The sequence below is a fragment of the Trueperaceae bacterium genome (assembly GCA_023954415.1).
Classification (GTDB): Bacteria; Deinococcota; Deinococci; order Deinococcales; family Trueperaceae; genus JAAYYF01.
On the sequence record JAMLIB010000003.1, the window covers coordinates 203,891 to 218,986 of the forward strand.

A 15,096-nucleotide genomic window follows, 5' to 3' on the forward strand; every position below is an offset into this window, starting at 1 on the left:
GGGATCTGGGCGGCGCTGGAGGGGCCCGGGTTCAAATGGCGGCGGAGAGTCCGCCTATCCGACAAGGCCCGGTATAACCGTGGTAGGATTGCGGTATGAAAACGGCGATCTCCTTGCCAGACGACATATACCGGGATGCCGATCGCTTGGCGAAGAGCATGGGGGTGTCACGCAGCGAGCTGTACGCCACGGCGGTCAGGGAGTTCTTGGCCAGACACCGACACGCCGACGTGACTTCGCGCCTCAATGAACTCTACGCGCGTGAGCAGAGCGGTTTGGCGTCCGACCTACGCGAGGCCCAGGCCGGTAGCGTTGGTGCGGACGATTGGTAGTTCATCGCGGTGAGATCTGGTGGGCGGATCTGGGCGAACCGCGAGGGTCTGGCCCTGGGTTCCGGCGGCCGCTCCTGATCGTTCAAGCGGATGCTTTCAACCGTAGTCGCATCCGCACGGTGCTGTGCGTTGTCCTCACTTCCAACCTCGCGCTACTCGATGCCCCCGGAAACGTGCTCATAGAAGCGGGCGGGGCGGGGTTGCCCAAGGACTCGGTCGCGAACGTGTCGCAAGTCGTGACGTTGGATCGCGACTACCTCATCGAGCGCGTCGGCCGCGTGGACCCTGACCTCCTTGCTGGGGTCGATGCCGGGCTGAGGCTCGTGTTGGACGTGTGGGAGGAGTCGAGCTACCAGGGATGAGCGAGCGTTCCTGGGTTCGCCGGCTAGGCGGAGGTCGCAGACTTCATGCGTCCGCGGTGAGCCGCGTGTCCAGCACGTCCCTGATCCAGTCGCCGACGATGTTCACCGAGAGCACCGTCAAGGCGATCGCCAAGCCGGGGAACGTGATGACCCACCACGCGAAGATGATGTAGTCGCGCCCCTCGGACACCATCCCTCCCCAGGAGGGCGTCGAGGGAGGGACGCCAAGGCCGAGGAAGGAGAGGGCCGCCTCGGCGAGGACCATCTCGGCGAAGGCGAAGGAAGCGACGACTATGAGGGCCGAGGTCACGTTGGGAAGGATGGTCCTGGCGAGTATGCGTGAGTCGCGGGCGCCTAGGGCATGCAGAGCCTCGACGAACTCGAGTTCGCGTAGCGCCAGCACTTGCCCCCGCGTCACCCGTGCGAAGGTCACCCAGGCGGAGAGGCCGAGGACGAGCACGAGGTTCCAGATTCCGGCCCCGAGTACGACCAGTAGGGCGATCGCGAGGAGGATGAACGGGAACGCCAGTTGCACGTCCGCTACGCGCATGAGCAGGTCGTCTAGCCAGCCGCCGCGGTAACCCGCCAGCAGGCCAGCCGTGACCCCCATGAGCGCGGCGAGCACTGTGCCGGCGACCCCAACCAGCATCGAGACGCGCGCGCCGTAGATCAGCCGCGAGAGGATGTCGCGGCCAAGGGCGTCCGTGCCGAGGAAGTAGCTCGAAGTGCCTCCAGCACTCCAAGCGGGCGGCAGGAGGCGTTTGGCGACCTCGCCTTGGTCGGGCGAATGCGGCGCCAGCCATGGGGCGAAGACGCTCATGAGGACGACCGTTACTAGCAAGACGAGAGCGGGCATCACGGTGTAGTTCCTGAGCAGGCGCTTGAGCCATCTCGGGTACCGGACGTTGGCGCTGGAGCCGATCATCGCAGCCTTATCCTCGGGTTCAGCACCGCGTAAAGAAGGTCGGTCAGCAAGTTGACGACCATGAACGTGGCCGCGATGAGGACCACGCCGGCCTGGATGACGGGGAAGTCGCGGCCTTGCACGGCTTGCACCATGAGGCGTCCGATGCCAGGCCACGCGAAGATCGTTTCTACGATGACGGCACCACCGAGAACGAAGCCTATCTGGAGCCCGACTATCGTCACGAACGGTATGAGCGCGTTCCTGAGGACATGCTTTCGCACTACAACGTGCTCTGCCAGCCCCTTGGAGCGTGCGGTCCTGACGAAGTCCATGTTGAGCGTCTCTATCACCGATGAGCGCAGCATGCGGATGTTGCGGGCGGCGGGGAAGAAGCTCAGCGTGACAGCCGGTCCGATCAGGTGGAGCCAACTGCCCATGCCTGAGATCGGCAGCACGCGCAAGGTCACCCCGAACACGAGGATGAGCATGAGTCCCAGCCAGAAACTCGGCAGCGACTGACCGAACAGAACCACTGCAGTGGCGAGCGTGTCGTAGGCCGTGCCGCGTCTGACGGCCGTGAACGTCCCGACCGGGACCGCCACGAGCACCGAGAGCGCCAACGCGGTGAGCCCGAGCAAGGCCGTGGCAGGAACGCGTTCGGCCACTACCTGGATGGCCGGCCGGCCCTGCCTGAGCGAGTTGCCGAAGTCGCCCCGCAGGGCGTTCGTGAGGAAGCGCCAGTACTGCACGTGCAGCGGCTGGTCGAGGCCGAGGCGCTGGGTGAGCGCCTCGACCTGGGCCCGCCCGGCGTCGGGCGGAAGGAGCAGCGCAGCGGGGCTACCGGTCAGGTTGGTGATGGCGAACGTCACGGCGCTCACGCCCAAGAGGACGAGGGCGAACTGCCACAGCCGCCGCAGCAAGTAAGACGTCAAGGCTTACCGCCCGCTCCCCGCCGTCACGAGCGTCCTCAACCACCCAGCTCTTCGCGCCAGAACTTGACGATGCGCCCGGCGGCGTCGAAGACGTGCTCTGGCTCGTCGAAGCCGTGACCCTCACGCGGGTACTCGACGTAGCCCACCCGCTTTCCTTGGGCTACCAGGGCGTCGTAGACGAGGCGCATCTGGTCGAAGGGCACGCCTTCGTCCGCCGCACCCTGCAACATCAGCAAGGGGCCGCGAACGGAGGAGAGGTGCCGGCCAGTCGAGGAGCGTGCGTAGCTTTCCGCCTGCTCGCTCGGGTGACCGAAGTTATGGATCATGAGGTGCCGGACGGTCGTCTCCTCGTAGAAAGCCGCCAGCTCGATCGGGCCGAAATGGGCGATGCCCGCGGCGAACGTGTCCGGTTCGAGAGCCAGCCCCCTTACGGTGCTGTAGCCGCCGTAGCTGCGTCCCCAGATGCCGATCTTGGCGTCCGCCACGTACGGCAGCGTCCTCAGGTACCGCACGGCTGCTACCCAGTCGCGCCGGTCTCCCTCACCCCAATCGTGGATGTTCGCGTCCATCCACTCGCGCCCGTAACCGGTGCTGCCACGGCAGTTGGGCGCCAATACGACGAACCCGTTCTCGACGAGGCGGTGGAAGAGCGGCCAGTAACCGTTCGTGTGCTGACCGTTCGGGCCGCCGTGTATGAAGACGACGGCCGGGTAGCCGCCCCCGCCATGCCGCTCGCCCTGAGGTGCGTAGAGGACTCCGTCCACGATCTGCCCGTCGAACGCTTCGAAGGCGACCTGGGTGATGCTCACCCCGGGCACGGGCTCGGGGGCAGCGGCGAGGACTACCTGACCGCCCGTCAGGGAGTAGACGGCGGGCTCGGCCGGCTGCCACGGGGTCTCGCGTCTGACGAGAACGCGCTCGCCGCCAGGCTCGAGCACGGGCCAGTGATGGACGCCGTGACCAGTGTCGAGCCGTTTGACGTCGCGTCCGGCGCGATCGACGCTCCACAGCTCCACGTCGGTCCGCTGGTAGGCTACGTAGACGACGTGAGAGCCGTCGGACGAGACGGCGAACTCACCCACGTCCGCCTGGCGTTTCGGTGAGACGCGAGTCATCCTGGTAGTCGTCGGGTCAATACGCCACACCGCGTCGTAACCGTATACGTCCGAGAGGACGTAGAGCTCGCTTGCACCGCCCTCCGACCTTGCCCAGGCCGGGAAGCGGCTATGTACGTTGCCCGTTGGGGTCACGATCCTGAGCTTGTGCGTCGCCAGCTCCAGCACGCCTACTTGGCAGCTGAGCGCGTCGGCGCCGGTCGCGCACGTGAAGGCCAAGTACCTACCGCATGGTGAGAAGGCGGGATGGAATGCGCCGAACTCCCTGGAGACGAGCTCTGTCGCGGCGCCGCCTGTCACGGGCACGACCCAGATCGAGTCGACTCCGTTGGAGTTGGCCACGAACGCCACCCGAGTACTGTCGGGTGAGAAGACGGGGTGCCTGTGGTTCCCGAAGCGCCGGGTCAGGCGCCGGTACTCACCGGGGGCGGTGAAGACGTAGATTCCCTGGCCCGTTTCCGGTCCGTCGGAGCCGGTCACCGCGATCATGGAGCCGTCGGGGGAGAACGCCGGTCCGCCCGCGAACGTGCGGTCCATGATGGACCCCTGCCCGGCGGAAGCCTTGAAGGGGTCGGTGCTCCATCTGACCGGGGCTCCGCCGGGCTCTCCGACCCATAGCTGGAGCGTCAGGCCGTCCGCCTGCCCGACTCGGTAGTAGGCGACCTGGTCGCGGTTGGACCATGCGGCCGGGCCCGGACCACGCCTCAACTGGGCATCGCTAGTTATGACCGGGTCGCGGAGTAACCGTGTGTCCCTAAGGGGTTCCGAGAGCATGTCTAGGTCGTGCGAACTCACGGGGGTGACGGCCGTCAGGCCGTCACCCCCACCGCTACCGGAAGTAGCGGAACGCTCGCCGCTCACTTGAGCTCGACGCGCCGGAGGTCGAGGACCTCGTCAGGACGCGGCTCCCAGCCTACGAGGCGGTTGCTGACGCCGTAGTTGTCGTACTGCCTGTAGAGGAAGATCCAAGGCGCGCCTTCCATGGCGAGCTCCTGGAGCCTATCCACCTTCTGCTTGCGAGTGGCGTCGTCGAGCGTCGCGCGCATGTCCGCGTAGAGGTCCTCGAACTCTTGCGACTGCCACCGGATCTCGCGGTCGCGGTCGGAATACTGCGGGGTCGGGGTGACCCAGCGCATCTCCCCGACGCCGTTGAAGAGGCCGCCCAGGCCGCCGAGGCTCAGAGGCGCCAACGCACCGGAGTTCTGGCGCTGCGTCCTGACCGACCATTCGAGCGGTTCGACCTCGACTACGAGACCCAGTCGCCGGAGGTCGTCGCGAACGGCCTGCGCCACCTCGACGTCCTTGAGGTAACGGCCCGAGGGCGTGTCGAGCGTAACGACGATGGCCTCACCAGCAGCGTTGCGGAGCACGCCGTTGGCGTCGGGCGTATAGCCGACCTCGGCGAACAGTTCGAGCGCCTTGACGCGGTCGAACGGGTAGGGCTGGATGTTCTCGTTGCGCCACGGGCCGTTGGCGATGCCCGCGAGCGGTGTGCCGAGCCCGAGGAAGAGGTTGTCGATGATGGCCTGCTTGTCGACACCGTAGTTGAGGGCCAGGCGCGCGCGGAGGTCGTTGAACGGCACGACGCTGTTGTCGATCATGATGTGGATGACGCGACCGCTCTCGACGCTCTTGACCGTGGTGTTCGCGTCGCGTTCGATGAGGAGCGTCTGGTCCGGCGGCACGTTGACGACCAGGTCGGCTCCGCCCGTGACCAGTTCCGCGATGCGGGTCGATGCTTCAGGAACGGAGCGCACCACGATGCGCTCGATGCTCGGCTTGTCACCCCAGTAGTCGTCCCAGCGCTCCAGGACGATGGCCTCGTCGCGCGTCCAGCTCACTAGCTTGTACGGACCGGAACCGACGGGATGAGAGGCAAGCTCCGTGAGGTCGGTGCTCGAGTAGTAGCCCTGCGGTACGACGAACACGAAGCGCAGCAGCTCGGCAACGAGAGCCGAAGGCTGCTTCGTCTTGATCTCTATGGTGTAGTCGTCGATCACGCGCGAGGACTCGAAGTCAGCGTCGGCCACGAAGAACCAGGCGTAGGCACCGACCGTGGGGTCGACGAGCCGTTCGAGGTTGTACTGCATGACGTTCGCGTCGAACGGTTCACCGTTCTGGAAGGTGACGCCTTCGCGGAGGTGGAAGCGCCACGTCAGGTCGTCGATGATCTCCCAGCTGGTAGCGAGCTTGCCGACGAGCTGGCCGGTCTCCCAGTCGAGTTCCGTCAGCGTGTCGAAGATGTGCGTGAAGAGCGTCTGCTGCGTGGTGGAGGCGAACTTGGCCGGGTCGAGCGTCCCGGGGTCTACGCCCTGGAGGACCGTGGCCGTGTTGCTCTGAGCCAGGCTCGTCGCCGCCAACGATAGGGCTGCCACGAGGACCGTCAGGCGCTTGAGAAGCTTCGTCATAATGCTTGTCCGTCCTGCGCGTCTGGCGCTGGTTAGAAGTGCCTGTCGTTAGGGTTGAAGTGTTGGCGCGCGATGACGCCCATCAGGTCGATGTAAGCCGCGATGCCGACCATGGGTATGCCGTCGTCGCCGATGAAATCTGGGTCGACGGTGCCGCCGTCCAGGCAGCCCATCGAGTTCGCCAGCCTGATCAGCTCTTCGACGTGCTGCGAGGTCGGCACGAGGTCGAGGCGTTCGTGCATCACGGCAAGGCTCGTAGCGATACCGTACGCGCCGAGGTTGGAGACGCATACGGGCAGGACCTGCTTCGTGGCGGTCGTCGTCCAGGCGTCCGGATGGGGCGAGGTGCGCCCAACGCTCTCCAGGATCTTGCCGAACCCGATCTCGTTGCCGCCGTCGCCAAGTCCGATCGTCGGTTTGCCGGCGGCGTTCATCCCCTCGACGATCGCATCGCCGATGGTGTAGCCGCCCTCGAAAGGCGTGCCGACGATGGTGTGGCGCCGACCGTCCTCGGCTACCCCGATGCGTTCGATGCTCACGAGAGCCGACCAGGAGCCGACCACCTGATCGATGGTGACCGAGCTGACGGGTATCGCCTTGACGTGCCCGGCGCCTTTCTGCGAGAGAGCGTCGATGAGCGGCACGAGATGGTCCTCGACTAGGACCTCGGTCTTGTGACCCAGTGCTCCGAGAACGTTGCCCAGTACGACGGTGCCGATCGGCCCATCGATCTCGCCCATCTCGAAGTGCGGGGGGAAGTGCACGCCCGTCAGGAAGCCGATGGTGCCCGCGACTGAGTCCAACTCCTTGGCTGCCTGGTACACTAGCGGCTCACCAGCGCCGCGCACCACGTCGTAGGCTCGTTGCATAACGCCTTGCGGAAGCCCGTCTGGACGGACCTCCACGTTCAGGAGCCTGTCTATGTTCTCGAACGGAACCAGTTTGCCCACGCTTGCCTCCCAGCAGATCGACATCGGTCTACGCCCCGGTAGCTTGTTCGGTGCCTCACGCGCTCCCTCTCTGCGTGAGACAAGACGCATGCAAGCACGCCCAGTGGTGCGGGGAAAGCATACAACAATTTGTCCAATCGTTGTAAGTGTCGCCTCTTGGGGCTCGGGTGTTCTTGGTAGAGGCTTGTGCAGGGCATGCGGACTTTATCGCTGCCAGTCGTGTATGCTCGCACTTGGCGGGGCTTGCTAAGGGAGGTCGTATGGCCAGATCGTCTGCACAAGAAATTGGGAACGAGGGTGTTGGAAGAGATGGGCAAGCCCGCCCGTCCAGCCCGTCCGTGCCCACCGCCGGCCGCGACGAGGAGTTGATCATCGCCAGCCTCGCTGCCGCGGTCCCATCGATAGCGGCCATCACAGGCAGGGAGTGCGAGGTCGTCGTTCACGACTTGCGGTGTCCCGAGCGGTCGATAGTGGCCATAGCCAACGGCCATGTCTCCGGGCGGCAGATAGGGAGCCCTCTCATCGGCGGTCCGATGAACGATGTCGCGCTCAAGGCCCTAGCCCGCGGGGTCAATCCCAACCCGGAGATCCTCGCTTACCAGACGAAGACGAGCGACGGTCGTGTGCTCAAGTCGACCACGACGCTCTACTACAACCTTGACTGCGCCCCTTTCGCCGCGCTGTGCCTCAACCACGACCTGAGCGTCCCGTTGGCCGCCGCCAGATGGCTGGACCAGCTAGTGGGCGCTACCGGGGCAGTCGTCGAACCCGGGAGCGAGCCAGGGCACCCTTCGCGTGACTTCGGGCTAGTCCTCGACGAGCTCATCGCTGAGTGCCTCGGGCGCGAGCCTGGCCCCGTAAGCGAACTCGACCGGGAGGCACGGCTACGCATCGTCGGGGAACTGGAAGGACGGGGCGCTTTCCTGCTCCGCGGCTCCGTGGTTCGGGTGGCGGATGCGCTCGGGATCTCGAAGTTCACCGTCTACAGCTACCTGGACGAGATCAGGTCCAGCGGCTGACGCACGAATCCACTGTCTGGAGGCCCATCGAATGGGTACTGACGCCCCCCGTACCAACCGTGTCCCACTCTCTGCCTACCTGAAGCGCGGGAACCATATCTACGTGTCCGGGCAGGTCCCTTTCGACGCCGACGGGAAGCTCGTCGGGGGCGACATAGGCGACCAGACCGAGCAGGTCATCGACAACTTGGAGCGCGTCCTCAACGAGGCCGGCGCGAGCTTGGCGGACGTCGTCAAGACCACTGTCTATCTGAGCGATGTCAAGCGTGACTTCGCCGGGATGAACGAGACGTACGCTCGTCGGTTCGGAACGAACCTACCGACGCGGTCGACGGTCGGGGCGGAGCTGGCCATCGACGCCCTCATCGAGGTCGAGGCGATAGCGGTGGTAGACGGGGAGTAGTTCATGGGGTCGGGGCTGGTCCGGACCTTGTGGGGTCTGCTACACGGCTCGGGCGGTACTGTGAAGACAGTCCTCCTGACTGCGTAAAGGAAACCTCCATGCCCCACGACGTCCACTCCGCTCTAGAGCCGCTGATCGCTGAACTGGTCAGTATCGACTCCGTCAACCCCACCCTAGACCCCGACCACCCCGGCGAAACGGAGCTGGCCCGCTTCGTGGCGACGTGGTGCGAGGAGCGCGGCCTGAAGGTCGAGTGGCTGGAGTCCTACGCCCCCGGCCGGCCGAGCGTGATCGTCACGGCCCCCGGCACCGGCGGCGGCCGCAACGTCCTGCTCTACTCGCATCTGGACACGGTGGGTGTGAAGGGTATGCCCTCCCCGTTCACGCCGCGCGTGGAGGGCGGCCGCATGTACGGCCGCGGCACCATCGACATGAAGGCGAGCCTGGCCGTGTGCATGCTGCTGCTGGCCGCCGCCGCCGAGCGCGGCCTGACGGGCGACGTCGTCCTCATGTGCGTGGCGGACGAGGAGCACGACAGCATCGGCACCCGCGAGGCGCTCGCGCACCTGGCGCGCACGGCGAAGCTCGACGCCGCCATCGTCACCGAGGTCACGAGCATGGAGTTGCACGTGGCGCACCGCGGGTTCGCGCTGTTCGAGGTCGAGTTCGAGGGCAAGGAGTCGCACACTTCCAGGCCGGCCGACGGCGTCAACGCCCTCACGCACCTGGGCAGGCTGCTCGCGGCCGTGGAGCGCCACGACGAGGAGCTGCGCCGCCGCCCGCCGCACCCGCTGCTGGCGCACGGCTCGCTGCAGGCGGTGCTGGCCGCTGGCGGGCAGGAGCTCTTCACCACGCCGAGCAGGGCGACCGCGACCATCGAGCGGCGCACGTTGCCGGGGGAGACGGCCGCCACGACCCTCGCCGAGATGGAGTCGCTGCTCGCAGAGCTGACCGCGGCGGACCCGGCGGTGAAGCCGACCGTGCGCCAGGTGCTGGCGCGTTCGCCGTTCGAGGTCGCGCCCGGCGCCGAGGTCTTGGAGCTACTCGGCGCCGCCATCGCGGCCGAGACCGGCGCCACACCTGCCAGGGTCGGCGCGCCCTACTGGACCGACGCGGCGCTGATCGCCGATGCCGGCATCCCCACCGTGCTGTTCGGACCGATCGGCGGTGGCATCCACCAACTGGACGAGTGGGTGGACCTGGGGAGCGTGCACGCGGTCATGCGGGTCCTGGAGCGGGTGGTGGGGGAGTTGGCGAAGTAGGGTGAACGTCGGCGGCGCTCGTGCGGCGCCTCGCCCTTCATGCCCCGACCGAGATGGCGGTGCCGGCTATCGTCGCGGGCGAACTCGCCTTCGGTGCCTACGACTCGACGCGCGTGGCCGAGAACTTGAGGCTCGTCTCGGACTTCCTGGCGCCGTATGCCATCGTTCCCTTCGATTCTCAGGTCGGTTACCACTACGGCCGGATATGGGCGGATCTGAAGCGTCGAGGCGCGCCTATCGGCGCCAACGACCTGCTCATCGCGGCTACCGCGGTGGCCAGCGACCTCGTCCTCGTCACCAATAACACCGGGGAGTTCGGGCGGGTCGTCGGTCTGCGTTTGGAGGATTGGGAGGCTGGCACCTAGCGCCAGCACCGGGTCTCGGGTCGATGCTACTGCTTGTCTGCGCCTCCCTGCGGCGCCCGACTGAAGGTGGCCGTACCGATCGCCACCAGCGTTCCGTTGGCGTCGCTCACATCGATGCGCACCACGATCACGCGGCGCCCGCACCGCATCACGCGCGCGTCGGCCGTGAGGAGGTCGCCGCGGCCCGGCTCGAGGTAGTCGACGCGCATGTCGATGGTCGCCACCGCCACCGCCTCGCGCAAGTCCGGGAGTTGCAGCGCCGCGGCGCCGCCGGCCGCCGCGTCGATGAGCGCGGACATCGCTCCGCCGTGGACGATGCCGCGGTAGGCGTTTCCGATCAGCTCCTCGCGCAGCGGCATCTCCAGGACCAGCCTGCCGGCTTCCGGATCCGTTGACACGAGCCGCACGCCGAGCAGCTTGTTGAAGGGGATCATCTCCTCCAGCATCGTCTTGAGGTCGAGGTTCAGCTGGGTGGCCGACATGTGGTCATGCTATCCCTGGCCGGCGCGAAGCGGCCTGAACCGGAGTCCACTCGTGCGAGTTCAGGCATGGGGCAACGCCTGGCCCAGAGCGCCTGTCGCCGTCCACGGATCGAACGCGGGCTTCGCCGGCGGCGTTCTTCTCCTGCTTGGCCCGTATGGATCCTGGATCCCGAGCGCATGGCCAAGCGGCCACGCGCTGTGCGATCCGCCCAGCATGTCGCCATGGCAGCGAGTAGCATTCGCCCATGCGAACGGTCCTGAAAGTACTACTGGTGCTCGGGTTCGTGTGCGTGTTGGCCGGTTGTGCGACTACGAAGCCCCCCAAGGGCGATGAGGACCCTGATCCCGGTAAGCCGACCTTGGCCGAGGCGATGTTGGCCGCCGTCAACGAAGTTCGGACGGCCGGTACGACCTGTGGCGGTGTTGCAGCGCCGCCGGTAGATCCATTGACGTTGAACGACCTGCTCGCGCAGGCAGCACAGGGCCACAGCGACGACATGTTCGCGCATGGGAGCATGTCCCATGCGGGCTCGGACGGCAGCACCCCAGACACGCGCATCGCCGCGACCGGTTATCGCGCGAGCTGGTGGGGCGAGAACGTCGCCGCCGGTTTCGAGACCGTGGATGAGGTCATGGATGCCTGGCTGAAGAGCTCCGGTCACTGCTCGAACATCATGAACTCCCACTTCACCGAGCTGGGCGTGGGCGAGGCGGGCCACTACTGGACCCAAGTGTTCGGCCGGCCCTTCTAGCGCGGGGACGCTACATTGTCAGGAATTGGCTGTAAGGCCCTCTGGAGCCGAGTCTCATGACGATGGGACTAGAACAGCCTGTCGTCCCATAGATAGTCGAGCCTGCGCAGTTCCCGTTGCCAGGCGGCTGCCCCCGGCGCAAGCCGGCCTCACTCAAGGCAACACGGCCTCACACAGCTCCTCGTCCTGATAAGGCGTGTAGTTGAAGTTCACCCCGCGCGCCTGCAAGGTATAGATCGCGTCGTTGTTGCTCGGGTAGAGGTAGGGCAAGGCCCCGTTGAGCCCGAGGCAGTTCAGCCGCAGGTACAGCCAGGCGCCGGGCGCGAACATGTCGGGGTTCACGGTCAGCGGCCCGAGCTCCCAGATGAGGTTGTTCGCGAGGTCCAGGTTCTCGATGCCGTCGGCCAGGTCGGCCAGCGGCAGCAGGTCGGTCAGCCGGTTGTTGTCCAGGAGGAGCTTCGTGATCTTCGGGCTCCGGGCTATGCCGTTGAGGTTGGTGAGCTGGTTGTAGCTGAGGACGAGCACGTCGAGGTTCACGGGCGGCAGGACCGGCACGGCGGTGAGCTGGTTGCGGGCGAGGTAGATCTCCTCGAGGTTCGTCATGCTGGTCAGGTCCGGCACGCTCGCGAGCTTCGCCCCGTTAACGCGCAGCACGCGCAGGGTCGCGAGCTGCGTGATACCGCTCAGGCTCGTCAGCTCGCTGTTCTCGATCTCCAGGTTCGTGAGCGAGCTCGACTGCACGAGCTGCCCAAGGCTCGTGACGGGGTTCCCGAGCGAGCGGAAGAACGTGAGGGCCGGCAGGCTGCCGAGTGCGTCCAGGTTGGCGAGCACGCCGTGGTCGACGACGACCGAGGCTAGCACCGGCAAGCCGCGCAGCGGCTCCAGGCTGGTCACCTGCGTCCGGTCGAGCGAGAGCGACTCGAGGTCGGTCATCTTGGACGCGAACGCGAGCGTGTCCAGCGGCACTTCCCAGAACGTGAGGTCCTTGACCTTCGTGAGCGCGGCGAGCTTCGCCGCGTGGGAGGGTGGGAACGGGCTGTTGTCGAAGCTCACGCGCGTGGCGTTGACGAGGTACTGGACCCCCTCCAGCGAACCAAGGGTGACGCCGCGGATATTCAGCTGCTTGACCACGGCGAGGTTCGCGCAGGTGAGCTCCTCGCTCCCACCCGTGTCGCGCCGCACGGCCGTGGTGATGCTTGCCCGCAGGTTCTCGTCCGGGATGCTCACGAGAGAGCTGGGGTCCGTGCACTGCGGTTCGGGGTCGCGCGGCGGCGTGGGGGTCCCGCAGGCGGCGAGGAGGACGAGCAGGAGCGCGAGAGCTGCTAGGCGCCGCGAAGGGCTGGGGGAGGTGAGGGGACGGTGGCGCATCTGGAGCCTCCAACGGGCAGGGCGACCTAGACCGGTCGTCGCTTCCGTCAGCTTGGCCCCAGGTGGGTTAAGCCAGGTTTAAACCGCCGTCCCCTCGACCCTCAGAACGGGATCGTGAACGTGTGCGTGTGCACCACCCCTTGGTTGCCCGTCGGCCTCCCGCAGCCGAGATCGAAGCCCGGGTCGGCAACTGCCGACCGCTTGCCCTTGACGAGGTAGACCTGCCCGAGCCCGCTGCAGTAGCCGTACGAGTCCGTCACTTCGAAGACCAGCGAGTCGCCCTGCTTGGCGACGAACGCGATCGGCCCGCGCGTGCCGGCCGCGGCACCGGCGTCGTCGTAGATCACCTTGCCGTTCAGCGTCACCTTCAGGCTATCGTCTACGCCGATCCCGGCCGTCCCCTCGGCGTTGCCGGCGAGGACGTAGTCGTTGCGCTCGACGTAAGTCACGCTCGCCCGCGCCTCCCCGAGGATCGTCTTGGTGCCGGCGTCGTCGACCACGACCGTCACGTTCACGGTCTGCACGGCTCCGTCCTCCGTGTCGGACTCGCGGAAGACGACCGTGTCGCTCGGCCCGACCTTCGTCTGCTCCCCGCCGACGAACGTGCTCTTCCCGTAGGTCACGAAGACGTAGCTGAGCGTGCCGCTAGTGGGCATGGGGTCGACGGTGGCCGTGAGCGTCTGCTCCTCGCCGAACCCGAGCTCCGAGCTCTTCGGCGTGAGCGTGATGGTGCTCTCCTTGACGGTCACGGTGGCGCTGGCCCTGGCGATGACGGCCTCGGTGCCGTTCTGGTTCTGCACGGCCTCCACGGTCACGGTGTCGGTGCCGTAGACGACGTTGATCGTGTCGCGGTGCTTGTACGTGATGGTCGTGCTGTTAGTGGTGAACGGGAACGCCTTGTCCGTGCCAGAGTCTGTCGCGTAGCCGGCCAACGCGCCCGTCAGGGTGTAGCGGTAGGCGATCGTCGCGGGGTCGGCGCCCACGGGGAGCTTGATCGTGGCCGTCAGGACGACCTCGCCGCCCTTGCCGATGGTCGACTCCGCCGGCGTGAGGCGGAGGCTTACGGGCTTGCTAACGATCTTGAACGTCTCGATGCGCTTCGAGGCGGTGATCGTGCCGATGATGCCGCTGCCGTTGGTGCTGACGCTACGGGCCGTCGCGCCGAGGAGGCTCCTGAGGCTGCGCGTCAGGCGCTCGCGCATGTTCTGCAGGCTGTCGCGGGTGCGCACGTTCGGGTAGTAGACGGCCAGCACGCGCTCGACGGTCGTCGGCAGGGCGCTGGAGTTGAAGAGGTCGGCGAAGGCGCCATTGATGCCCGTGGCGAAGTCGCCGGACTCGATCGCCTGCACCGTGCCGTTCGAGAGGCCCTGCAGGATGGGGCCGAGGTCGGCGGCGGTGCGCTGCTTCGCCCCGGCCTCCAGCGCGCTCGCGATCGTCGGCGCCAGGAAGCGCTCGATCGCGGTGCGCATCGCGAGTTCCTTGGCCTTCTGCGCCTGGTCGCTCGGGGCCACGCTGGAGAGCGGGTCGCCGCCCGGCCCGACCACCGTGACGGTGTAGATGGTGGTCTCGTCCTCTTGGCCGGGAACGGCGACGTCCCCCGACTTGATGGCGCTGCGCGGCACGTCGCCGGTAGGGAAGCCGGTGAGGGCCTGGAACGTGCTGGCCGTCGCGGGCTGCTCGATGGCCGCGCCCTCCAGGTCGAAGCTCGTGACGGCGCCGGGGTTGGGGCTCACGCGGTCGACGTAAACGAACACGGGGCGCCTGAACGCGTTGTAGACGTTGATGGCGTCGTTGAGCGGGGCGGTCTCGCGCACGAAGACGCCGCTCGCCTGGTAGTCGGGGGAGATCGTCAGGTTCGCAGGGGTCAGTTCGAAGCCGGAGCTCGTCGTCTCGGGGGCGAACACGGCGAGCATGGCTTGCAGGGCGGCGTCGATGTCCGGGTCGTCCGCGCTCACCCGTGGCGGGCTCGCGAGCACCGCGGCGAGCACGGCTTCCGCCACCGGGCCTACGGCGGAGCTCCTGGAGAGGTAGTCGATCAGGCTCGCCTGCATCGCCGGTTCCAGGAACTGGCCCTGCAGGGCGTAGAACGCGAACGCCTCGGCCGTGGTGCGGACGCTCAGCGTGGTGCGCTCGTCAGACACGAAGCCCATGAGGAGCAGGTCGCTGCCCCGTTGCGCCGTGGCGAGCGTCGCCCCGAGCCCGGTGACCCCCGCCTTGCCCGAACCGCCCGTGACGGGGCCGGCGCCGTACGGGGTCGACAAGGTGATCGTGCCGGGTGCCGCCCCGGCCGGCAGCGAGACGGTGACCGACACGTCGTGAACGGCGCTCGGGTCCGGCGGACCGCCGCGTCCGCACGCCGGCACCGTCAGCAACGCGAGTAGCAAGACCAAGCCGAAGTTGATCCTACGAGTCATGGCTTCCTCCAGAACCCCCAGCGGA

Annotated in this window: 15 protein-coding genes; 7 read left to right on the top strand and 8 right to left on the bottom strand. The window is 67.0% G+C overall.

Annotated features, from left to right (window positions below):
- Positions 1–95: 95 nt before the first annotated feature.
- Both M9914_05050 and M9914_05055 read left to right on the top strand, forming a co-directional pair.
- Positions 96–332, top strand: coding sequence for a hypothetical protein (locus M9914_05050; protein ID MCO5173541.1), 237 nt, complete (start codon positions 96–98; stop codon positions 330–332).
- Positions 326–694 (top strand): type II toxin-antitoxin system PemK/MazF family toxin, encoded by a 369-nt coding sequence (locus tag M9914_05055; GenBank protein MCO5173542.1) that lies wholly within the window; start codon positions 326–328, stop codon positions 692–694. Before M9914_05050 ends, M9914_05055 begins: the two co-directional genes overlap by 7 nt.
- A gap of 43 nt (positions 695–737) precedes the next feature.
- Here M9914_05055 and M9914_05060 read toward each other — a convergent pair whose 3' ends face one another.
- The 5 genes from M9914_05060 to M9914_05080 form a co-directional block, all read right to left on the bottom strand.
- Entirely contained in the window at positions 738–1,619 is an 882-nt protein-coding gene (locus tag M9914_05060) for an ABC transporter permease (GenBank protein MCO5173543.1), read from the bottom strand.
- Complete coding sequence (locus tag M9914_05065) at positions 1,616–2,533, bottom strand: ABC transporter permease (GenBank protein MCO5173544.1); 918 nt, start codon at positions 2,531–2,533, stop codon at positions 1,616–1,618. Before M9914_05065 ends, M9914_05060 begins: the two co-directional genes overlap by 4 nt.
- A gap of 35 nt (positions 2,534–2,568) precedes the next feature.
- Positions 2,569–4,356, bottom strand: coding sequence for a prolyl oligopeptidase family serine peptidase (locus M9914_05070; protein MCO5173545.1), 1,788 nt, complete (start codon positions 4,354–4,356; stop codon positions 2,569–2,571).
- 149 nt (positions 4,357–4,505) lie between these two features.
- Complete coding sequence (locus tag M9914_05075; protein ID MCO5173546.1) at positions 4,506–6,056, bottom strand: ABC transporter substrate-binding protein; 1,551 nt, start codon at positions 6,054–6,056, stop codon at positions 4,506–4,508.
- A 32-nt stretch (positions 6,057–6,088) separates the two neighbouring features.
- Positions 6,089–7,006: a DUF4392 domain-containing protein gene (locus M9914_05080; protein MCO5173547.1), complete on the bottom strand. Its 918-nt coding sequence runs from the start codon at positions 7,004–7,006 to the stop codon at positions 6,089–6,091.
- 338 nt (positions 7,007–7,344) lie between these two features.
- On the opposite strand from M9914_05080, the gene M9914_05085 reads away from it, so the two are divergent.
- The 4 genes from M9914_05085 to M9914_05100 all read left to right on the top strand — a co-directional run bounded on the left by M9914_05085 (position 7,345) and on the right by M9914_05100 (position 10,055).
- Positions 7,345–8,025: a helix-turn-helix transcriptional regulator gene (locus M9914_05085; protein MCO5173548.1), complete on the top strand. Its 681-nt coding sequence runs from the start codon at positions 7,345–7,347 to the stop codon at positions 8,023–8,025.
- A 31-nt stretch (positions 8,026–8,056) separates the two neighbouring features.
- Positions 8,057–8,428, top strand: a complete 372-nt coding sequence (locus tag M9914_05090) for a RidA family protein (protein ID MCO5173549.1) — start codon at positions 8,057–8,059, stop codon at positions 8,426–8,428.
- 98 nt (positions 8,429–8,526) lie between these two features.
- Positions 8,527–9,690 carry a M20/M25/M40 family metallo-hydrolase gene (locus tag M9914_05095; GenBank protein MCO5173550.1) on the top strand — a complete coding sequence of 388 codons (1,164 nt, stop codon included), beginning with the start codon at positions 8,527–8,529 and terminating at the stop codon, positions 9,688–9,690.
- Between the two features lie 20 nt (positions 9,691–9,710).
- Positions 9,711–10,055, top strand: a complete 345-nt coding sequence (locus M9914_05100) for a type II toxin-antitoxin system VapC family toxin (protein MCO5173551.1) — start codon at positions 9,711–9,713, stop codon at positions 10,053–10,055.
- A gap of 26 nt (positions 10,056–10,081) precedes the next feature.
- On the opposite strand, the gene M9914_05105 is transcribed toward M9914_05100, so the two are convergent.
- Positions 10,082–10,537, bottom strand: coding sequence for a thioesterase family protein (locus tag M9914_05105; GenBank protein ID MCO5173552.1), 456 nt, complete (start codon positions 10,535–10,537; stop codon positions 10,082–10,084).
- A gap of 245 nt (positions 10,538–10,782) precedes the next feature.
- Between M9914_05105 and M9914_05110 the strand changes: the two genes are divergently transcribed.
- Positions 10,783–11,289: a CAP domain-containing protein gene (locus tag M9914_05110; protein MCO5173553.1), complete on the top strand. Its 507-nt coding sequence runs from the start codon at positions 10,783–10,785 to the stop codon at positions 11,287–11,289.
- 153 nt (positions 11,290–11,442) lie between these two features.
- On the opposite strand, the gene M9914_05115 is transcribed toward M9914_05110, so the two are convergent.
- A complete protein-coding gene (locus M9914_05115) occupies positions 11,443–12,657 on the bottom strand; it encodes a hypothetical protein (protein ID MCO5173554.1) in 1,215 nt (404 codons plus the stop codon).
- Positions 12,658–12,758: 101 nt separating this feature from the next.
- Positions 12,759–15,071: a hypothetical protein gene (locus tag M9914_05120; protein MCO5173555.1), complete on the bottom strand. Its 2,313-nt coding sequence runs from the start codon at positions 15,069–15,071 to the stop codon at positions 12,759–12,761.
- Between the last annotated feature and the right edge of the window lie 25 nt (positions 15,072–15,096).